This window comes from Dendronalium phyllosphericum CENA369, assembly GCF_016056275.1.
GTDB classification, from domain to species: Bacteria; Cyanobacteriota; Cyanobacteriia; order Cyanobacteriales; family Nostocaceae; genus Dendronalium; species Dendronalium phyllosphericum.
In genome coordinates, this window is sequence record NZ_JAECZA010000055.1 from 1 (window position 1) to 20,856 (window position 20,856).

Here is a 20,856-nt window from a genome sequence, read left to right on the forward strand (position 1 = left end):
TATATGTGCTATGTTTAAACTCTTGAAAACCTGTACTTATCCCTAATTTAAATAGCTGTTCTACTGACTCATACAGATTACCTTGGTTCTTTTTTACAGTAATTACATAATCTGCATTTTGTTGCGTAATTAACTTCACTATCTCTTTCTGGCATCCGATTGCATCAATCGTTACAATACATCCAGTTAATTCTAAAACCTTTAATAATTCGGGAATTGCTGTAATTTCATTTGATTTTTCATCCACCTTCACCTGCCCCAACACTAATTTATTTGTAGTTGCCCATGCACTTACCATTTGGATTGCATTCTTTTCACTATTTTTGTCATGAGAACCACATAAAGTTTTCCCGTCAATTGCCACTACTTCACCATCCGTGATCTTCTGTACTGATTTCATCCAGTTCAAGAAACATTCTTGAAATTGTTGAGGATTCACTTGTGCAAATACCCTTGCAAATGTGTCATGCGACGGGATGCCATTTGGTAGTTCTAAAAACGTTTTTAACCACTCATATTTTGTGCAGCCATACAGTTCAATTGCTACCCAACTATCTGCTCCACAAATTACTGCACAAATTGCAATGCTTAGAATATCAATTAACTTGTGTCGTTTTGTCCGCTCTACTCTTGGATCTTCCATCTGTGCAAAGTGGTCAGTAATCGTGATTTTGGGCTTGAGCTTCACGCTTTTTGAGACTTTCCTCTTCTACTTTTACAATGACTTTACCATCACAGCCTCATTGCTCAACCTCCATACCCCAGAGCGATCGCTATCTTTCTCAATCTCTTAGTATATATATACTATATTTAGATGCGTTCGCCCTGTTGCAATAATGCTGTAACTATCTCGCCAATACTCCACTGGAACACTGGAACACTGGAACTCATGAGAACGGTAGGGATTGCGAAAATTCTCAATCCCAGTTTCATACTCTGATAAAGCCAATCCCTGCTTAGAAATAGCTACATAATCGCCGATCCCATCTTCCCAAGTCAGGGGTTTACCGCCGCTAAAATAAGGAAACTTGTGGCTCCAATCCGAATCAAACATCATTGCTACAGGATGGAATTCCACAATAACCAAGCGTCCACCTGATTTGATAATTGCAGCAATTCCTTTGGCCCATAAACTCAAATTAGATATCCAACAAATTGCTCCATAAGAAGAAAATACGATATCGAACAGTTCTTTTTTGTTAGCTGTTTCATCCAACCAATCGAAAACATCTGCGCGATAAAAATTAACTGGTATTTCAGATTCTTCTGATAGTTTTTGGGCAAAAGCTATAGCTTCATCACTAATATCTACACCAGTGACAATTGCTCCAAGCCTTGCCAAACTCAAGCTATCCTGACCAGAATTGCACTGGAGATGAACCACTGATAAACCAGTAATATTTCCTAGGAGTTCTTTTTCTTCTGGAAAAAGTGTGTTGTCCCCTTCTCGAAAAAACTTCGCTTGGTTTCCCTTGTGGCTATTGTGCGCCCTAGTCGCCTCATTCCAAGACAATCGATTCTCTTCGTGAAGTTGTTTTCTCAAAGGGGCATCAGTCATATTCTTTTACTCAGTAATTTGGTAGATATGAGCAAGCAACTCAATCTAACTTTGATGCAAAATTACTTTCTCGCTATTACCCAAACTGCGTGAATAATTCCAGGAATATAACCAAAAAGTGTCAAAAGTATATTAATCCAAAAATCCATACCGAAACCTACTTGCAAAAATACCCCTAGAGGTGGTAGGAAAATGGCACAAAGAATCCGAACTAAATCCATTTTATCCTCCTGTTGATATTAATTTGAGCAATTGTATAGTTAGTTGTTCGCCAGTGCTCAAGTTAATTTGTACATCTCAACAATAACATTACCGTTATGGCTAAACAGCACTGTAGAGATGTGGTAAACCGCACTTAATTAACCACCGCTAATTTTGGCTTTGTAACCTAGCTTAATTAAAATTTCGAGAATTTTCTGTTTGTGCTCGCCTTGAATTTCAATTTCATTATCTTTGACTGTGCCACCAGTACCACACTGAGTTTTCAATTGTTTGACTAAATCTGCCAAGGTTTCTGGTTTAGCTTGAAAACCGCTAATCACTGTAACCGTTTTACCTTTGCGTCCAGCGCGGGTAGCTTGGACTCTAAGATTTTGTTGCTGTGGGGGTAGTTCCGGAATTGGTCTTTGTGTGGCAGCAGAGTTGTCGTTACCAAATTCGCGGTAGACAAAGTTTTCAGAGGACTTGGGTTTGGAAGAAGACATATTGAATACTCAGGAAAAATCAGAGGCAGTAGTCACTTCACTCTAAAGTTTAACGTGGGTGAGAAGATTTAGGACTGCATACAACTCTCTTGGGGATTCAGTTTAACTGACCAAAGCTGCTCTGTTTGCTAGTGTTATGGCAAAGTGCTGAGTTAAGAGTAGAGACGCGATTAACCCAAGTCTTTCCAATAGTCAGCTGCTTTACGCATCTTGATAATAGCCAGAATCAAAGCGTTAGTATTTTTCTAGCTCCTAACTTCTTCAAAGCTGTGAAAAAACGAGTCACCCTTACTTTTCCCAAACGTGCCATTCAAATGCCAGTCACTTACTTATTGGCAAAAGAATTTAACGTAGCAGCAAGTATTATTCGCGCCCAAGTTGCCCCAAATCAAATTGGCAAGCTAGTTTTAGAACTATCAGGAGACATCGATCAGTTAGATGCAGCTATCGAGTGGATGCGATCGCGGCATATCACCGTTTCCTCTACGCTAGGCGAAATAGCCATCGATGAAGATGTGTGCGTTCACTGTGGCTTGTGTACAGGTGTTTGTCCGACGGAAGCGCTTACCTTGCATCCAGAAACATATAAATTAACATTCACGCGATCGCGTTGCATTGTTTGCGAACAATGTATTCCCACCTGTCCCGTACAGGCGATTTCCACTAACCTTTAAAACTCTTTGTCATCCGTTAACAAACTTCAAGTTAAGTCAAAATGAGAGCGACAAGGATTGAGAAGAGGATGGGGAGATAGGGGAAAGAAGCTAGTTTTTCTTGCAGTTTTCGCCTTTGCCCCTTTTTGCATTAAGCATCTTGAGGATTCAGGCGCTTCATTTCCCAAGTGGTATAAGTACCAATTGGACTCCAAAGCAAAAAAGGAACTAGTAACAGTGCTGCCCAACCAGAAATAGTTAAGACTATGAATGTTAATAAAACACCGATAATAAAACCTATCGCACCAAGAATTGTGCCTGCTTTGAGACTGCGAAGCCGAAACATCACAGGCGTGTAGGCAACGATCGCAATTTCTAAAAGCGCATATAAACCCATCAGCAGCCAAGTTGTGTTGGTTCCTGGATTGCGTTCCCAAACAATATAAGCTGACCAAGCACCGCAAATAAATATTACAGTCCAGATAACTGGAATTGCTGCTTCAAAAGTTAGCCAATTGGGTCTTTGTAAGCGTTTGAACCACTTGCGATCGCCTGGCGTAATCAAGTTAGCCCCCAAAGCAATTAAAAAAGCTACGCCTCCAATCACCATCCAAGATTTAATCATAGCCCTTATCCTTGTATCCTTTGCTTAGACTCGAAGAGGCTTGTCGTTAAATATGGCTTGCCTATCGGTTAAATATCATTGTTTATAGTGCGATTTTGTAACTTAACTTTTAATTACTCATCATCCTTGAGTTTGATAACACAATATCATTTGGCAGGACTTTGAAAAGCAGAAGGCACAAGGCACAGAGGTAAAGGCGAAAACAGCAAGACAAATTCGCTTCTTTCTCCTATTTCCTGGACTCCCTATTCCCTTTGCTCTCTACTTCAGCTAAGATTTTATGCCGCAAGATTGTAAGATGATTGTGTCTGCGGATGGGGGTATAAGTCAAGCTATGGAAATACTGTTAAAAATGGGGAAACGCTGATGAAACTTTAAAGAGAATGAATATGCAAACTGAATCAGAAGTGCGTTCGCTAGCACCAGCAACTAAAGGAATCGGTAATACTATTCGCTTAACAGGTTGGATTGCTTTTTGGGCACAATTAGGGATTGCAGTAGTTTCTGGCATAGCTTTGTTGTTTGCCGCTACTGGTCGTGGCTTTACCGACCAAGCAAATCCAGGTCTGGGAGTTGGTATATTTTGGGCTGTATGTGCAGTTTTAGTGCTGTTATTTGGTGTGTATTGGGATTATCGTTATACTCGCATAGGCAAGAGTCTAGAAAATCTTAATCCAGCTCTGCATCCTAGTAAGGCAGATACAACTAAAACCATTCGACTGGCAATAATCGTGAGTTTAGTAGGAATCTTATTAGCCATTTTAGGCTCTGGGGCTACTATAGCAGTACTGGTGGCTAAATCTATATCCCAACCTCCAGGAGTAGCAATTACTGACCCTGACAAAATTATTCGAGCGCTTGATGTGTTCGTGATGTTGGGAAATATCACTGCAATTACTGGTAACTTTTTAGGTACTATTGCTTCTATATGGTTGCTGGAACAAGTGCATAAACACTAGCAAAAAACCATAGTAGCTAATATCAATTTGCAAAAAGAATGTAAGAGATAAGCATGTAGAAACCTACATCAAGTTTGAAGTTTCTTAATTAGGAATTACTCTTGGTCGTCACCAAAATCTGGTTCGATTCCGAGGGCACGTAATTGCTCTGTTAAACGTTCAGTTCTGCACTTTTGCTTTTCTAGTTGTTTTCTTTCCCGCTCTTGGGGAGTCCCTATCCAGTTACCCAGAGCATCATACCACCGCAACCACTGGCGATCGCTTCCTTGATAAACACCTTGCCATAGTCCTAAGCCTAGCTGAATATCATTTATCCAGATACGCGATTGGGGTAATTCTAACTCTATATAACTGCTACCCTGTAACTGAAATGCTCGTAAATAATTAGTGTAACGGTCAAATACTACATAGTAAGGCACTCTTAAAATACGTTCATAGACTTCCCACTTTGTTGGGGGTTGATTAGCATCACGCAGAGTTTGCCCCAAATCTTCTTTTTCTGTTCCTGGTGAGAGCAACTCTACCACCACAAAGGGATTAACACCTTCTTGCCAAGTCACATAGCTCAAGCGGAGTTCTTGTTGCTCATATAATCTCGGTACGCCCACAACTGCGAACCAGTCGGGGCGTTTGTACCAGAGGGGATGACGCACATCGTAGTAAAGATTTAAATCCGAAGCGACAAATACCCGGTCTTCAGGATAATTAATGGGGGAAAAAGTTTCTCTTAGTAGCTGGGGTTGTAAAAGGTGATACTCGTCAGGCAAACCAGGTTCCTCTAAATCTTCGCTGGGAAGGTCATACATAGTGGGTAGAAATTCTTTAGGAGGACGCGGCGGGTCGGTTTGATACATGATGGCTTGCTGGAAATTATGAAAAGAGTCACCTAATATTATTTTCACATTAGAAGTTTAATTTAATAAGTTTGTTATTACTAATGTTCGAGATTGATTTAATGCTTTAGAGCAACAGTACTTGCATAATTTATTTGAACTTGTAAGGTAATTAAAATAGAATGCGATCGCCCTCTAGAAAAACTTAAATTTTTTTAGAGCGATCGCTTTTCAATCTCACTAAAATTATGGCTGCGTTCGACTTTAGTTTTTCTGCTGTCTGCTCTGCTGCACCCAAAAACGAAAAGCTTTGAGTGTTGCATTTCTACCTGCTGTTCTACTTTGCTCCAGATATTGAGTAATAACTTCAATCAGTGGTAAACCAGGAAAATTTAAGCTTTCTTGTGACTCTATATAATGCCCATCTTGCAAAATATTAATTTGGAGCTTCTCTTTCTCAAAACGCCAAAGCTCTGGCACTTTTAATGATTGATAAATATTAGGGTGAGTGCGAGAAGTAATATCAATTTCTAGAGCTAAATCTGGAGGCGGATCTACTGTTAAATCTAACCGCTTCTTACCACGAATTGTTAATTCATTTTTTATATAAAAACATTGGTCTGGTTCTATACCCTGAGCCATAAGTTGGTTTTTGAAAGTGGTAGAACCTAAGCATCTAAACTCAATATCTAACTCTTCCAGTAGGGCTTTAACTAAGTCGCTAATAATTTCTTTGTTATCTTCATGTTCTGGCAATGGAGCCATAATCTCTAGTATTCCTTTGTCATAAGCGATTCGTGCTGCCCGATGTTCTCCTAATTCTTCTAAAATGCTTTCCAATTCTTGCCATGTTACATCTCGCAGCAGCACTCTTTGTCCAGGTGGTACATAGATGCGCTTTAATTCCAACAACATTATTTCCACTCCCAGCAGCTTGCTAAATTTAGGTTACTTCAGTTCACTAATGCTTTACTACTGTTTTAGGTGCGTTAGGACAAATATCCGTAACGCATCCGATAAAACTGACTTTTGATTAAATCCACATACCTAAACAGAATTATCCAACTGTTCTTCAGAAATCCAAGCAGCGTGGAACCCATAAGGTACTCGCTGGGGAATCAGCACCCGCGCTACAGGTTCGCCAGTCACATCTTGGGCATTTACTACTAATAATTCAGAGGTTTGTGAATTCTCATCGTGGACTAAAGTCAAAATCCAACCATCATCTTCAACTGTTGCACCAGGACGCGGTACAAAGACAATATCGCCGCCATAACGTCCCTGTCCGAATTCGAGAGTCTCAGACTTGTTACTCACAAAATCGTATTTGATTAGGGCATCGAACAGAAGTATCGGATTATTAGCTACTCTTGTTGTGTAACCATAGCGCGTCTTCCGTCCCAATAGCTGTTCGTTGACGCGAGGAAATTCTATAGGTACATCGTCTAGCATCTGTTCTCGAACAGCGCCGCTGACGAGATTGAATCGCCATTGGTAAAGCAGTCTATTGCTTTCTTCGGCACTCTGGACTGGTTCTAGAAGTCCTGAATCTTTCATCCAACAGCCGCTTAATACTATTTCGTCCCCTTCTTCGTAGGCGTTGAGGGTATGAGGTACGAAGCAAGCTGGACTCTCAAACCAGCGGATATTGCTGTTGTCGCCATGACGGGGAAGAATGCCGAAGCGGCTGGGGCGATTTTTCTCAAACATTAGCATAGGTTCTCCCCGCTGCACTCGTTCTAAGCTAAAAGTCAGTGGCAGATCCATAAAAATCGTATAGTTTTCGCTAATGGCAAAATCATGCATCATTACCCCTATTGGTAGGTCAATTGGCACTGTCCGCAATAATTCACCTTGGGCTGAAACTATGCTGTATTGCAAGTATGGTGGTGTAAATAGAGAGTAGCCAAAAAATAATAACTCTCCTGTCACTGGGTCTACTTTTGGGTGGGCAGTGAATGCAGAAGTCAATTTAGCATTGTAGGTATACTCGCCAATTGTCTCTAGTTCTGGAACCTTAATGGCATAAGGCGCGCCCCCTTCCCACAGCGCTAAAAGTTGTCCTGCGTGCCAGACTAAAGCTGTGTTAGCAGTATTTTTGGAAGGGCCGTAGGGATTATCCATCTGTGGTGGTTCTGATAGTCCAGTCCAGATAGCCTTACCTGCTGCGCGCTCAATTTTCCATCCTGCTGTTTGTACGTAGCGATTGCGATAGGTAGCTTTGCCGTTGCTAATTCTCACGCCATGTAACATCCCATCCCCATCAAACCAGTGATACTGACCGATGGGTGGCCACTGAGGATTAGAGCCAGTTCGCACAAATATTCCCGATAATTCAAGAGGTAGCTCACCTATGACTGATAAAGTATCAGCGGTAATTTCTTCACGGACAGGCGCAAAGTTGCCATCAAGATAAGGATTGACTGCTGTTGTTAGCATAATGTTGGGTTTGTAAGCAAGTAAATCTGAAATAGTGGCACTTTTTTAAATATATTAGCGATCGCTTTGACTGGGTTTCTGACTTTTCACGGGAAGTCTTCAAACCCTCGTTAAGGCTGGGGGTAGGGGGTGGGGAAAACAAGAAAGCCTGACTACACCCCACACCCTCTGACTTTTCCACATACCGTGAAAAGTCAGGACTGGGCTTCGCAATACATTTTTATCTCTAGTACATCGGGCGCGAAAATAAAGCTACCATCTGAAATAAGTAAAAAGCTGACGACATAAGTGTTTTTTCTTTTTACTTTTGCCTTGTTGTACTAGTTCCTTTGAAAGTCAGTGAGAAAAAACATTGAGTTTAAATCTTTACTTACTCCGTCACGGTCAGACAGAATGCAGTCTTAAGAATGCTTTTTGTGGCTCTGTAGATTCAGAACTTACCTCAGAAGGCTTAGATATGGCAAAGGCTTTTGCATCTACATACAGTTCTTTTCCTTGGACTGCTATTTTTTGTAGTCCCATGCAGCGAACTGTGGAAACAGCAAAACCTCTGTATACAGCAATCGGGATGGAACCACAACTGCGGGATGGTTTAAAGGAAATTAACTATGGAAAATGGGAAGGAAAAACTCCAGAAGTAATTAGCAAAGGATATCACGATGATTATCTTCGATGGTCGGCCGATCCAGCTTGGTATGCGCCAACTGGTGGGGAAATGGCAATTACAATTGCTTCTCGCGCTATGCAGGTAGTTGAAGAAATTAAGCATCTTTACAGCAATGGCAACGTGTTGGTCGTTTCTCACAAAGCAACTATCAGAATTATTTTGTGTAGTTTGCTAGGGATTGATGTCGGACGCTTCCGTTTTCGTTTGGGATGCCCAGTTGGGTCGGTCAGCATTGTAGAGTTTACCTCACACGGGCCGATATTAAAAGCTTTAGCAGACCGCACTCATTTGGATGAGCGTTTGCGAAATTTACCAGGAACGTGAGGGGAGAAGAGAGCAGGGGAAGCGGGGGGAGCAGGGGGAGCAGGCATGGGAGCAAAGAGGTAGAGGGATTAGGTAGTTTGAAGTTCCTAGCTGGCTAGACGAGCGATAAACTGGTAAGATGTGGAGTTTCCCTAGAAGTGCGAACTTAATTAGTTGGCAAACAACTGTTGTGGAAATCGGGCATGGGACATAGAAAAAGAGATTTTCATTTTTTGTTTTGTCCAACTGGGTCTGGGTGTGTGTAATGAATTTGATTTATTTTCTTTTGCGTTCTTCTTGGGGGATGGTGGCGATCGCGATCGTCACTGGATTTATCAGTGGCGGCAGTAGCGCTGGACTAATAGCCTTAATCAGCAATGCTGCTACTCAAAATGCTTCCGAACGTCTGACATATATAGCTTGGTGTTTTGTCGGGCTAGCAATAATTGCTCTGATTACTAGTATCGTTTCACAAGTGATGCTGATTCGCCTGTCTCAAAATGCGGTTTTGCAATTACGGATGCGTTTGAGTCGGCAGATTCTATTTGCAGAGTTAAGTCATCTCGAAGGTTTAGGAAACGCCAGACTATTAGCAACCCTAACAGAAGATGTTCAAGCAGTTGCCAATGCTGTTTATCAAATGCCTTTTTTGTTTATTAATCTGGCAATTGTTCTGGGTTGCGTGGCCTATATTACCTGGCTATCTTGGTTGGTACTGCTGATGGTTATCGGTCTAACTGTGGTAGCGATCGCTAGTTGCATGTGGCTGTTAAATAGAGGAGAAAAATTGCTGGCTCTAGCTCGTGAAGATGAAGACCAACTATTTAAACATTTAAGTACTATTACTCAAGGAGTCAAAGAACTCAAGTTACACTACAGGCGGCGGCAAGTATTTCTAGACAATAAATTACAATCAACTGCTACTGAGTACCGTCGTCACAATGTTGCTGGTCTGAGTCTTTTTGCTGCAACTTCTAGCTGGGGTCAACTTGTATTCTTTTTTGCACTCGGTTTTGTATTGTTCGCACTACCGAATCTCCTAGAAATTACCCCTCAAACGCTCTCTGGCTATATTTTAACCTTCACTTATTTGTTGTTGCCTATGGACAACATTATTAGTAAACTTCCTTTGTTTAGCAAAGCTAGTATTGCCCTGCAAAAGATAGATTCTCTGGGTTTATCTTTGGCTAGTCGCTCTGAATTATCGACTGTTCCACCTGCTTTAAAGTCTTCGTGGCACAGTTTACAACTAAATGATATTACTCATATTTATTATCGAGACCGAGAAGATAGTAGCTTTTTCTTTGGGCCCATTGACCTAACACTTTATCCTCAAGAAATAGTATTCATCGTTGGTGGCAATGGCAGTGGTAAATCAACGCTAGCGAAACTAATTACTGGACTCTACATTCCAGAAAATGGCGAAATATTATTCGATGGAGAACAAATTACCGAACAAAATCGAGAATGGTATCGCCAGCATTTTTCTGTGGTCTTCTCTGACTTTTATTTATTTGAAGAACTTTTAGGCTTAGAAAATGCTGACTTGGATCTGCGAGCGACAAAATATCTCAAGCAACTCCAATTAGACCATAAGGTAAAAGTTGAAAATGGCAGGCTTTCTACCACTGCTCTTTCACAAGGACAACGCAAAAGACTGGCTTTACTCACAGCATATCTAGAAGACCGACCAATTTATTTATTTGACGAGTGGGCAGCCGACCAAGACCCAGTTTTTAAGGAAATATTCTACACTCAGCTATTACCAGAACTGCGGGAACAAGGCAAAACAGTAGTGACTATTAGCCACGACGATCGCTATTTTCATCTAGCAGACCGAATCATCAAACTGAACTACGGCAAAGTAGAATATGACAAAACTTCACTCAATAAATGATTCTTGGGGAAGTACCAATTTACCCTCTTTGGTCAACTTTAGCCGCTGTCCCCGCCACTCAACTGTCTCGCCCACAAAACCATAGCCCCAGATGGCAAAGTAAATTAAATCGCTAAAAGGAATAATCCACAAAAATCTTTTGGCGACTGCGTCCTGGAGAATTTTGACCCCAACTACCCAGCCCATTATCAACCGCATCAACCAAGCGATCGCTAGTACACTCCAAGTTAATATGGAATTTTCTGCGGTCGTCAACAGCAGCAAACTACTAACTGTACCGTAGGTAAAAATTAGTCCGAGATAACCCCAAGGACGGGAAACGCGGATGCAACGCGCCCAACGGATTTGGCGTTGAATGGCATCAGCTAAGGTGCTGGTAGTCAAGACATGTTCAACTACATAGTTAGATAGCACAACTTTGTAACCTGCTTGGGCTGGTAAGTAGCCAAGTTGAAAGTCGTCCGCAAGACAATCGGCTACTGCTGCAAATCCGCCAATCGCTTCTAGTACTTGTTTGCGGATGACTATTGTAGAACCCAAGGCAAATTTTATACCCTCCATTTGATTGCTGACTAAAACACCTGCATGGAAATCGGTAGCATTCTTAATTGCTTCTAAAGTAGCTACCCATCCTTGTACGGAAGAACGATAAGGACAGGTGACAACAGCAACATTTTCATCTTTTAGAGGTTGAATGACTCGTTGCAAGTAATCTCTACCCACTAAGATATCGCTATCAGCTATGAGTAAGATTTCGTGTTTAGCAATGGTAATAGCATTAGCTAAATTACTCACTTTCAAGTTTGCCCCAATAATGCGATCGCTCACAACCAAGTTAATATCTAAATTGGGGAAATTTTGGCTAATTTTTTCGACGATTTCAATGCTGGGGTCTTGGCGATCGCGTACAGCGAAAATAATTTGATATTCTGGATAATCTTGTTGACAAAATGAGGCGAGGTTTGCATAAGCATTGCGGTCTAATCCGCAAATCGGCTTGAGGATGGTAACAGCTGGATGAAAATCGGGATCGGTAGTATCAGAGCGATTAGTAAAAGCGATCGCTGCATAAATCGCATAACCGTAAAACAATACAGCTGAGAAACAGAGGATTAACAGCAAGAGATTAATCATTGTCACTTGATGTAACGCCACCATGATTTTTCCTTCATTTAGTCTCCAAGTATAAATATTATCTATAGGAATCCGCTTTGATTCCTGAATTTATCTGCGTAGGCAGGGAACTCTTAACAGGAAACAAGGGAGGTAGAGGAATACTGATTTTTTTCAAAAATCAAATATGATTCCTATACTTTCAAAGTGTGCTGAAATTTTCAATACCATCAATGATTGCAAAACCACGATATTTAATAGTTATTATCTCTTGCTAAAGAAGCTAAGAGAAAATTCATTAATCTTCAGACAGATGTATTCATAAAACTCTAAATATATAAATTAACACTATCTCTAATTGTCACTAACTCACTAACAAATAGGCATTATGTAAGGATAAAAATTATGATCGACCACATTGGGATTAACGTTAGTAACTTAGAAAAAAGCAAGAATTTTTATACAATTGCATTAGCACCACTGGGATATAAGTTACTCATAGAGTACGATGCAACCGAAACTGGTTCCAAATATGCGGCTGGTTTTGGCACTAATGGAAAAGCCGATTTTTGGATTGTTGATGGGCAGGTTAATACTCCACGAATTCATGTTGCTTTCACAACTGAATCCTGCCAGAAAGTCAACGCTTTTTATGAAGCAGCGGTCAAACTGGGTAGCACAGATAATGGTGCACCAAGTTTACGACTTCATTATTATCATCACAATTACTATGGAGCGTTTGTTTTAGATCCAGATGGTCACAACATTGAAGTTGTATGCTATGCATTCTTAGGAAAGTGAGATATTAATTTGTAATTATTTTTACTTTCTGCCCTTTGTTTTTCTTCGATCGACTTTCAACTGATGAATTGCTATTATATAGGAAACTAAAAATATTTCTTTTGCAGAGACAATAAAGCAATATTACGTAAAAATTAGTCATTTTTTAATTAAGTATGATACTGTTTGTTATAGTACACCCTTAGCTATAAGCTGTTAGGCTTTTAAATTGCACATTGACCAAAGTTGACTGTTGACAGGAGTCAGTGCGTTGCGGTAGGGGGTTGCAGTCTTGGCGGTGAGGTAGTCGCTCCCCGTTGAAACAATTGGCGTTCAATAGTCAGCGGTCAAGAACCCTATGAGTATTTCTGAAAATTAAATGCGCTTTAGCTCATTTTCTAATGTAACTTTTTATAACATTTCTCAAGCTTTATTCCCTAACGTATTGTTGCTGTGTCATACTGGGTAGTGAGAGTGAATTCGGTGACGGCGTTTGTTTTTAGTATTGATAGGCTTTTCCCTTTTGGTATTTACAGACTTTTCTCCGAAATCCAAATCTCTACACAGTAATGAATTCGGAGACAATTTATGTCAATTTATGTAGGCAATCTTTCATACGAAGTTACTGAAGATGCCTTGAATGCCGTTTTTGCAGAATATGGTTCTGTAAAACGGATTCAGCTACCTACTGACCGCGAAACAGGTCGTTTACGCGGCTTTGGTTTTGTGGAAATGAGTTCAGAGGCTGAAGAAGCAGCTGCCATTGATGCCCTTGATGGTGCTGAATGGATGGGTCGCGATTTGAAAGTAAATAAGGCTAAACCCAAAGAAGACAGAGGTTCGTTTGGTGGTAACCGAGGCAATAATAACTTCCGCAAGCGTTACTAAGCTTTAAAACTGAAGAGTTTTATTTAAAGGATTAAAGTCAGACAAATAGTCTGACTTTTTTTTATAAATAAAGTATGGCTAAGTGCTGTAGACGCTTCTGCGGTGAAGGGATCGCAGTCTTGGTGAGTCCACTTGCCGTCTTGGCGCTTTGCGTCGTTAGCGAGTCTTCGAGCGTCTGGCAAAGTGGCGAACCCGAAGGGCGGTTCCCGTCGATTGCGTTAGCGTAGTGTTAGAACATCAACAGACGATCAAACCTAGACACAAAAAGACTTTTCATATCATGTCCGCCTAATTAGTTATAATTCCCACGTGCAAAAACTAGGAAACCCTCTTTCCCCCTGCTCCCTGCTCCCTGCTCCCCTGCCCTCTTAATAATAAACCGGACACGATATCACCTAGTCACCAGTCCCCAGCTATAAATTTCAGTCTTAAAAATTATGGAAGAAAAGGGTAAATGGGAATTGTAGAGGATGATTGCTTGTTATAATGCTTAACACGATCGCGTCCTTCTGTCTTTGCTTGATATAATGCGCGATCGGCTGCGGTAATCATTGCTTGAAAATCAGAATTTGGCTCAGGAATTTCGGTAGACACCCCAGCAGTAATAGTTACATAAGAACTAACTAGTGAATTGCAATGAGGAATTTCTAGAATCTTGACAGCAGAGCAAATTGTCTCAGCCAGAACAATAGCACCTTCAGGATTTGTAGTAGGCAAAATTACAGCAAATTCTTCCCCGCCATAACGGGCCACTAAATCCGCTGGACGTTTAACAGTATTTTTGATCGCTTTGGCAATTTCTTGAAGACAGCGATCGCCTGCCTGATGTCCATAAGTATCGTTATATGATTTAAAGAAATCAACGTCGCAAAGAATTAAAGACAGCGGCAGTTGTTCCCGTGCCATACGTTGCCATTCTTGGGCACAATACTCCTCGAACCGTCGGCGATTAGCCACTTGAGTCAATTCATCGATAGTCACTAATCGCTGCAACTCTCGATTAGCTGATTCTAGCTGTTGCTGCAACTGAGATTGCTGAATTAAACGTCTTACCCGCTGACGCAAAACCGGCCAGTGAATTGGTTTAGTCACGTAATCGATTGCACCCACTTCAAATGCACGGTCTACTGATTCTCGATCCTCCAATCCTGTAATCATCAAAATTGGAGTATACTTACCACAATCAAGAGACTGTAACTGCGTGCAACAATCAAATCCATCCATATCCGGCATGATTGCGTCAAGTAGTACTATATCGGGGTGCAGTTTCTCAAAAACAGTTAAAGCTTCTCTACCATCTTGAGCTTCTGCTATCCGATATCCTTCGCACTGTAAAGAAAGTCGCAACTGCGTCCGAATAAATGGTTCATCATCAACTATTAGAACTAAAGATTGGTCTGTTTGCAGAACGGCGTTCATTTTACCTCTTTCTCTAGTTCTGTTTGCAAAGCAGTTTTGACTTGCTCAAATTCATTGTGAAGTCGCAAGCAGATTTCTCCAATTCCTTGGAGATTGTTACTCCGTCCTTGTGTTTCTAGCTGCTTGCAGAGCTGCGATAAGCTGGTTGCTCCTACAGACGCACTGCTAGACTTGAGGTTGTGGGCGGTCTTCCATAGAGTCTGGGCATCTTGATTTGTAACTGCTGCATTAATATTTTGTATGAGCTTAGGGGTTTCTATCAGATAACACTCTAGCAGTTCTGCAAATGCTACTTTTCCTCCTACCATGTTGCACAAAGATTGCAGAATTTTAGTATCGATTGTAGCGATTTCTAAATTCTTAGTTTGGGATTTTGCAGAATTTTGCGCTTCTGTTGGTTTATTGTGAACGCTTTCACTAACCAGCTTGCCGCCATCAAATAATTTTGCACTGATTCGGGGACGACATTTGCTGAGTGCTTGAGTTAACTCTTTAATTTGAACGGGTTTACTAATGTAATCATCCATACCAGCAGCTAGGCAGGATTCGCGATCGCCTCGCATTGCATTGGCAGTCATAGCGATAATATAGGGACGAGAACTGACTTCCCATCCCTGACAAATTCTCCGGCTTGCTTCCAGTCCATCCATTTCCGGCATATTGATATCCATTAGTACTACATCGTATAGTTGCTGTCGTAATGCTTCCAGTACTTCTAAACCATTGGCTACTACGTCTGCTTGATAACCAATTTTCTTTAGCATCAGCAGAGCAACTTTTTGATTCATAATTGTATCTTCTGCTAGCAGAATCCGCAGTGACTGTTGTTCTAATCCATGGGAACCAACCCCAGATGGATGAGGACGAGAGACACTAGCTCGCAATGGCTGGTTGCCTAAAGTATGGGCAAGAATATCGTAAAGTTGAGACTGTTTAACAGGCTTGCTTAAACAGGTAGCAAATTCGACATCATCAAAGTGGTAGTTATCGGATTTTCCCAAAGATGTCAATATAACTATAGGTATATTTTCATATCCTGGATGCTTACGGATTTTACGAGCTAAGGTTAGACCGTGCATCTTGGGCATCTGCATATCCACAATAGCAATATCAACCTGCATTCCCTTGTTAAGTAGAGCTAAAGCTGCTTCCCCAGAATTGGCAGTCCAAGTTTGCATCTGCCAAAACTCGGCTTGCATCTTCAGTATTTTTTGACTAGTGGGGTTGTTGTCCACAATCAACAAGCGTTTACCAACAAGTTGGGCTAGGGAAGTGTAAAATTCACCTGAGTCTGGATTAGCAGCCACTGGGACAGTAATAGTGAAATAGAAAGTAGAACCACAACAAAGGTGAGTTGATGAGACTAGCTTTTCACCTTGCCATTTGGCAGAAGGATTACCACCGACACAACCTTGGCTTTCAACCCAAAGGCTGCCGCCCATCATATCACTTAATCGTTTGCTAATTACCAGTCCTAGTCCTGTGCCACCATATTGTCGAGTCATGGAAGCATCTGCTTGAGTGAAAGGTTGGAATAACCGCTCCATTTTCTCTGGCGCGATGCCAATACCTGTATCTTCGATGGTGAATAGAATTTCTGTGAAATTCTCTGCTCTTTTGCTGGTAAGTTTCTGGGCACGTACAGACAGTACAACTTCTCCTTCTTTGGTGAACTTAATAGCATTGTTGAGAAGGTTCATTAAGACTTGACGCAGACGAGCCAAATCGCCGACAATCTGCACGGGCACTTGCGGATAAATCAAATAAGCTAGTTCAATATCTTTTTGAGCTGCTTTCGGGGCTAAGAGGTCGATTACTTGCTCTACACAATCTCTCAAATCAAACGGTTGTTTTTCCAGCTCCAATTTACCCGACTCAATTTTGGAGAAGTCTAGAATGTCGTTAATGATGGTGAGTAAAGCGTCGCCGCTAGTACGAACTGTTTCTACAAAGTCTTGCTGTTGGGGAGTCAGGTTAGTATCTAGCAGTAGTTCAGTCATGCCAATAACTGCATTCATGGGGGTGCGAATTTCGTGGCTCATCATTGCTAAAAACTCACTTTTTGCCCGATTTGCAGCTTCTGCCTGACGTTTTGCCTGTTCTAAGGCAAAGTTTTTCCAGGTGAGTTCTTCTCGTTGCTGAGTTTCCTGCTCTAATAAGTGAGCTTGTACTAAAGCGATGCCTAGTTGAATAGCAACTGCTTCTAGTAATTCAATTTCGTCTGGAGTCCACTGGCGAATATAACTGCACTGGTGTAAGCTAATTGCTCCATTAGGCTGTCCTTGATAAGAAGTACGGACTGACAGCATCGACTTGAGACGAATTTCTTGGCAGCTGGGGTCAGTCGCTGGGAGTAAAGCATCAACGCACAGCTCCGGGGAGATGTAGACGCAAAGGAGCTGGTCGTTTGACATGGCAGTATCTTGTGCCATCAACTGTTGAATATAAGGATTGTCAGCCATGGGAATCTCCATGTTCAGCATGGAGCAGTAACCAGAGACAACATACTCTGCTACTATGGGTATTCGTGGTGTTGGGTCGCTAATGTAAGAGTGGATTAAACAGCGACTAACACCAAACGCCCGTCCAATTTGAGTGGCAGCAGTTTCAAAGATTTCTTTAGTATCGAGGCTTTGACGAATCTTTTGAGTGATTTGTTCGAGTAGCAGTGTGCGATGTAATTGTCGTCGCAGTGCTTCCTGTGCCTGTACGCGTTCAGTAATGTCTTTGGTCGCGCCAACCAACCGCACGGGATTGCCTTGTTCGTCCCATTGAGCTATGGCATGTACTAGTACCCATTTGTAGCTGCCATCATGACAGCACAGACGATACTCAACAATATAATGAGGTATTTGCCGAGTGAGATACTCTTGCTTAATAGCCATTACCCAGTCGTAATCATCAGGGTGAATGTGGTTGAACCAATCATCGTTGCTAATCGGTTGATAGGCTGGTTTTCCTACGAGTTCAGCCCACTTGGTAGAGTAAAAAGTTTGATTGGTGATGATATTCCAATCCCATATTGCATCTTGGTTAGCTTCGATAACTAGTTGCCAGCGCTCTTCACTTTCGCGTAGCGCTACTTCTGCGCGTTTGCGTTCTGTGATGTCATGATGCACGCCAATGGTAGCAAAAGTTTCTCCTTGTTCGTCCTGCAAAGGTAGTATTGTTGTTTCGCAAATGCTCTCTTTGCCATCTTTGCGAACAAAGACTATTTCACCCGACCAGCGTTCTTGTTGACTGATTTCTTGGAGAATCTGGGAATTCAGTATTGCAGCTTGTTCGGGTTTGTGCAGGATACTGGGAGTCTTACCTAAAACTTCTGCTTTGGTGTAGCCAAACATCCTCTCAGCAGCAGGATTCCAATCAATAATATTTCCTTTAATATCGGTGATAATTACGCCATCATACATGTTTTCAAAGGTCAGGGCTTGGCGACGCAGAGATGCTTCAGCTTGTTTGCGATCGCGCAGTGCGGCTTGTCGTTCGCTAATATCTACACAAGAACCAATAAACCCCGCAAAGCTACCATCAGAGTTAAATCGCGGTACTCCAGTATCCAAAATCCAACGATACTCTTTGTCGCCACGACGCAGTTGGAATTCCATCTCAAACGGTTGTCTGGCAGCAAAGGCGCTGAAATAAGTATCTAGGCAATTTTGCAAGTCTTCCGGATGTATTCCTTCAGCCCATCCATGACCGAGTTCTTGTTCTAAGGCTCGTCCAGTAAAATTTAGCCAAGTTTGATTGAAAAAGGTTCGCAGTGCATTCGTGTCCGCAACCCATAATAAAACAGGTACGCTGTCAGCCATAGTCCGAAATCGGGCTTCGCTTTCTTTTAATGCTTCCTCCATTTGTTTGCCGATGGTGATGTCAGTATAAGACCCCACCATCCGCACGGCATTTCCTCGTTCATCCCAAAGTGCTTGTCCCCGGTCGAGTATCCACTTATAGCTACCGTTTTTACACTGCACCCGATGCTCGCTAATGTAAAAAGGAGTTTTTTTGGCAAAATGATCTTGAATCAGTAAAACAACGGTTTCTATATCATCTGGATGAACTCGTTTGGCCCATTCTTCGGCATGGTGACAAATTTCGTGGTCTTGATAACCCAACATTTCTTTCCAGCGAGGGGAAAAGAATACTTCGTTGGTTTTGACGTTCCAATCCCAAATGCCATCGTTATTGCCTTGGAGTGCTAATTGCCAACGCTGTTCTTTTTCTCTCAAAGCTGCTTCTGCAAAGGCGCGATCGCTAATATCATTTTGAATGCCAATGAAGTGGGTTAACTGTCCGTTTTCGTCATGAATCGGAGAGATACTTAATTCATTCCAGAATAGGCTGCCATCTTTACGGTAGTTACGCAGTACAACTTTACAGTTCTTGCCAGTTTCGATTGCTGAATGTAGTTCATTGATTGCTGGTTGCTGTTCGGTATCTGTGCCTTGCAAAAATCGACAATTACGCCCAATCACTTCATCAGCACTATAGCCTGTGATTTTTTCAAAGGCAGAGTTGACGTAAATAACTGGATGATTGGCGAGTCTAGCATCGGCAATCATAATGCCATTATTGCTAGCAGCAAGTGCCCGTTCCCTCAATCTCAAGGTTTCTTCAACTAGTTTGAGATCGCTAATATCAAACATGAATCCCCGTAGTGTGCTGGGAGTTTCTGCTTGGTGAACTACACTTACAATGTCTCGCAACCAAATAATTCGCCCGTCGGCAGTTAACATCCGGTATTCAAATTCGTGATTCTCGCCTCTTGCAGTTACTTCTGAGCAAAACTTTAAAGCCTTTTCTCGGTCGTGTGGATGTATGCGATCGAGCAAAAAATTTTCCTGATACCATTCTTCAATGGGATAATTTAGCAAGGCTTCTGCTTGCGGGCCGACATAAGTAAATTGTCGGGTTTTCAGGTCTACTTCCCAAGGAATAACTTTGACTGTTTCTAGTAACTGCCGCAACCGATTTTCACTAGCACGCAGAGCAATTTCTGTTTGTTCTAGGTCAAAAATCTTTTGAGCTAGTTCTTGATTTATGGCTGCTATTTGCTGATTGCTCAATTTTGTTGCTTGGGCAAAATAGATGGATAAAGTCAGTGTCCCAGCAATCAATAATCCTGCAACCAATATGACTGTTGGTAAAGGCGAGCGGAGGTTTGTTAATAACTCTGGAGTTGGGTAAATCTGTATTTGCCATTTAATTCCATATAAGTCTAAGCTGACTTCTTGCTGCCAAGGGGATTTTTGAGTGGGGAGAGACGCGATGAATCGCGTCTGTACAAGGGAGGGGGGAGTGCTGCTAGTGTGTTCCTCTGACTTTTGCTTTGACGCTGACGGTGATGAATCATTGCTGTAAATTAACTCTTGATTGTCAAAGACTCTAATTTTGTACCCTTTTGGTATGCGTACAACCGCATCTAGCAAAGCTTGATACTGAAAAACTCCTAATATAAATCCATCAAACTTGTTTTCTACAAATAACGGTAGGTATACTAAAAATCCTTTGCCACCTTGGATAAGGTTGATTGTGCGAGTTAAAGTGGTTTGATGGCGATCGCCTGTTACTTCTTGTGCTACCCCTAGCTGAAGTTCTTGACTTAAATCGAGATTTTGTGCGGCTTCATTTCCAGTCAATGGCACAATCCAGCGTACCTGCAATGATGAATCAACTCGCTCGATTGCCTGATATCCTTTGTAATCTTTGACATAGTCTGCTGCTTCTGCTTCCCATTGCTTTTGAGGAATGACACCGTGTATTTCCCAGCGTCTTTGCATTCGCTCCAATGCCAAAATGTGAGAATTCAGTTCGCTAGTTAATTCTGTTTTAATGGCGATCGCTTGCTGTTGAATAAGTTGTTTAATATCGGTCTTTTCTTCTATTAATAGTCTTTGCCAGAGTATAACTACCGCGATCGAGACTAAAAAACCAACCAAAATTGGCAGCAATACCCGTTTGCTGAAAAGGTTCGCAGATTGGAACCGATGATGTCTGTGCTGCCTACTCACTGATTCG

Annotated in this window: 17 protein-coding genes; 6 read left to right on the forward strand and 11 right to left on the reverse strand. The window is 41.7% G+C overall.

Annotated elements, in window-relative coordinates:
• The 4 genes from I8752_RS13830 to I8752_RS13845 form a co-directional block, all read right to left on the reverse strand.
• Positions 1-688 (reverse strand): ISAs1 family transposase (locus I8752_RS13830; protein WP_214432898.1); only part of this gene is annotated, 688 nt, incomplete at its 3' end.
• Positions 689-790: 102 nt separating this feature from the next.
• Positions 791-1,558: a class I SAM-dependent methyltransferase gene (locus I8752_RS13835; RefSeq protein ID WP_214432899.1), complete on the reverse strand. Its 768-nt coding sequence runs from the start codon at positions 1,556-1,558 to the stop codon at positions 791-793.
• 62 nt (positions 1,559-1,620) lie between these two features.
• Positions 1,621-1,779, reverse strand: coding sequence for a YqaE/Pmp3 family membrane protein (locus I8752_RS13840; protein ID WP_214432900.1), 159 nt, complete (start codon positions 1,777-1,779; stop codon positions 1,621-1,623).
• A gap of 138 nt (positions 1,780-1,917) precedes the next feature.
• Complete coding sequence (locus I8752_RS13845) at positions 1,918-2,262, reverse strand: translation initiation factor (RefSeq protein ID WP_214432901.1); 345 nt, start codon at positions 2,260-2,262, stop codon at positions 1,918-1,920.
• A 269-nt stretch (positions 2,263-2,531) separates the two neighbouring features.
• Here I8752_RS13845 and I8752_RS13850 point away from each other — a divergent pair, with 269 nt between their 5' ends.
• Entirely contained in the window at positions 2,532-2,936 is a 405-nt protein-coding gene (locus tag I8752_RS13850) for an NIL domain-containing protein (RefSeq protein WP_214432917.1), read from the forward strand.
• Between the two features lie 130 nt (positions 2,937-3,066).
• Here I8752_RS13850 and I8752_RS13855 read toward each other — a convergent pair whose 3' ends face one another.
• The gene (locus tag I8752_RS13855) at positions 3,067-3,540 is read right to left on the reverse strand and encodes a TspO/MBR family protein (RefSeq protein ID WP_214432902.1); all 474 of its coding nucleotides are present in this window, start codon (positions 3,538-3,540) and stop codon (positions 3,067-3,069) included.
• A gap of 389 nt (positions 3,541-3,929) precedes the next feature.
• Here I8752_RS13855 and I8752_RS13860 point away from each other — a divergent pair, with 389 nt between their 5' ends.
• Positions 3,930-4,499, forward strand: a complete 570-nt coding sequence (locus tag I8752_RS13860) for a DUF3611 family protein (RefSeq protein ID WP_214432903.1) — start codon at positions 3,930-3,932, stop codon at positions 4,497-4,499.
• Between the two features lie 95 nt (positions 4,500-4,594).
• On the opposite strand, the gene I8752_RS13865 is transcribed toward I8752_RS13860, so the two are convergent.
• The 3 genes from I8752_RS13865 to I8752_RS13875 all read right to left on the reverse strand — a co-directional run bounded on the left by I8752_RS13865 (position 4,595) and on the right by I8752_RS13875 (position 7,771).
• Positions 4,595-5,353 carry a Uma2 family endonuclease gene (locus I8752_RS13865; protein WP_214432918.1) on the reverse strand — a complete coding sequence of 253 codons (759 nt, stop codon included), beginning with the start codon at positions 5,351-5,353 and terminating at the stop codon, positions 4,595-4,597.
• Between the two features lie 243 nt (positions 5,354-5,596).
• On the reverse strand, positions 5,597-6,247 hold the full coding sequence (locus tag I8752_RS13870) for a Uma2 family endonuclease (protein WP_214432904.1): 651 nt from the start codon (positions 6,245-6,247) through the stop codon (positions 5,597-5,599).
• Positions 6,248-6,379: 132 nt separating this feature from the next.
• Complete coding sequence (locus I8752_RS13875) at positions 6,380-7,771, reverse strand: carotenoid oxygenase family protein (protein ID WP_214432905.1); 1,392 nt, start codon at positions 7,769-7,771, stop codon at positions 6,380-6,382.
• 352 nt (positions 7,772-8,123) lie between these two features.
• Between I8752_RS13875 and I8752_RS13880 the strand changes: the two genes are divergently transcribed.
• On the forward strand, positions 8,124-8,762 hold the full coding sequence (locus I8752_RS13880) for a histidine phosphatase family protein (RefSeq protein ID WP_214432906.1): 639 nt from the start codon (positions 8,124-8,126) through the stop codon (positions 8,760-8,762).
• 244 nt (positions 8,763-9,006) lie between these two features.
• On the forward strand, positions 9,007-10,638 hold the full coding sequence (locus I8752_RS13885; protein ID WP_214432907.1) for a cyclic peptide export ABC transporter: 1,632 nt from the start codon (positions 9,007-9,009) through the stop codon (positions 10,636-10,638).
• On the opposite strand, the gene hpnI is transcribed toward I8752_RS13885, so the two are convergent.
• Positions 10,624-11,796, reverse strand: coding sequence for a bacteriohopanetetrol glucosamine biosynthesis glycosyltransferase HpnI (gene hpnI, locus I8752_RS13890; protein ID WP_225895647.1), 1,173 nt, complete (start codon positions 11,794-11,796; stop codon positions 10,624-10,626). The two genes, I8752_RS13885 and hpnI, sit on opposite strands and share 15 nt — an antisense overlap.
• A 360-nt stretch (positions 11,797-12,156) precedes the next feature.
• Here hpnI and I8752_RS13895 point away from each other — a divergent pair, with 360 nt between their 5' ends.
• Together I8752_RS13895 and I8752_RS13900 are read left to right on the forward strand one after the other, a co-directional pair.
• Positions 12,157-12,552 carry a VOC family protein gene (locus I8752_RS13895; RefSeq protein WP_214432908.1) on the forward strand — a complete coding sequence of 132 codons (396 nt, stop codon included), beginning with the start codon at positions 12,157-12,159 and terminating at the stop codon, positions 12,550-12,552.
• A gap of 567 nt (positions 12,553-13,119) precedes the next feature.
• On the forward strand, positions 13,120-13,419 hold the full coding sequence (locus I8752_RS13900; RefSeq protein ID WP_214432909.1) for an RNA recognition motif domain-containing protein: 300 nt from the start codon (positions 13,120-13,122) through the stop codon (positions 13,417-13,419).
• 435 nt (positions 13,420-13,854) lie between these two features.
• On the opposite strand, the gene I8752_RS13905 is transcribed toward I8752_RS13900, so the two are convergent.
• The gene (locus I8752_RS13905; protein WP_214432910.1) at positions 13,855-14,838 is read right to left on the reverse strand and encodes a response regulator; all 984 of its coding nucleotides are present in this window, start codon (positions 14,836-14,838) and stop codon (positions 13,855-13,857) included.
• A complete protein-coding gene (locus tag I8752_RS13910) occupies positions 14,835-20,849 on the reverse strand; it encodes a PAS domain S-box protein (protein ID WP_214432911.1) in 6,015 nt (2,004 codons plus the stop codon). The genes I8752_RS13905 and I8752_RS13910 overlap by 4 nt, the downstream gene beginning before the upstream one ends.
• Positions 20,850-20,856: the final 7 nt, after the last annotated feature.

Excerpts from the sequence above, each read along its gene's own strand:
- I8752_RS13885 (WP_214432907.1), top strand. The coding sequence starts at position 9,007 with ATGAATTTGATTTATTTTCTTTTGCGTTCTTCTTGGGGGATGGTGGCG.
- I8752_RS13905 (WP_214432910.1), bottom strand. The coding sequence starts at position 14,838 with ATGAACGCCGTTCTGCAAACAGACCAATCTTTAGTTCTAATAGTTGAT.
- hpnI (WP_225895647.1), bottom strand. The coding sequence starts at position 11,796 with ATGGTGGCGTTACATCAAGTGACAATGATTAATCTCTTGCTGTTAATC.
- I8752_RS13860 (WP_214432903.1), top strand. The coding sequence starts at position 3,930 with ATGCAAACTGAATCAGAAGTGCGTTCGCTAGCACCAGCAACTAAAGGA.
- I8752_RS13840 (WP_214432900.1), bottom strand. The coding sequence starts at position 1,779 with ATGGATTTAGTTCGGATTCTTTGTGCCATTTTCCTACCACCTCTAGGG.
- I8752_RS13835 (WP_214432899.1), bottom strand. The coding sequence starts at position 1,558 with ATGACTGATGCCCCTTTGAGAAAACAACTTCACGAAGAGAATCGATTG.
- I8752_RS13895 (WP_214432908.1), top strand. The coding sequence starts at position 12,157 with ATGATCGACCACATTGGGATTAACGTTAGTAACTTAGAAAAAAGCAAG.
- I8752_RS13875 (WP_214432905.1), bottom strand. The coding sequence starts at position 7,771 with ATGCTAACAACAGCAGTCAATCCTTATCTTGATGGCAACTTTGCGCCT.
- I8752_RS13870 (WP_214432904.1), bottom strand. The coding sequence starts at position 6,247 with ATGTTGTTGGAATTAAAGCGCATCTATGTACCACCTGGACAAAGAGTG.
- I8752_RS13845 (WP_214432901.1), bottom strand. The coding sequence starts at position 2,262 with ATGTCTTCTTCCAAACCCAAGTCCTCTGAAAACTTTGTCTACCGCGAA.
- I8752_RS13900 (WP_214432909.1), top strand. The coding sequence starts at position 13,120 with ATGTCAATTTATGTAGGCAATCTTTCATACGAAGTTACTGAAGATGCC.
- I8752_RS13865 (WP_214432918.1), bottom strand. The coding sequence starts at position 5,353 with ATGTATCAAACCGACCCGCCGCGTCCTCCTAAAGAATTTCTACCCACT.
- I8752_RS13855 (WP_214432902.1), bottom strand. The coding sequence starts at position 3,540 with ATGATTAAATCTTGGATGGTGATTGGAGGCGTAGCTTTTTTAATTGCT.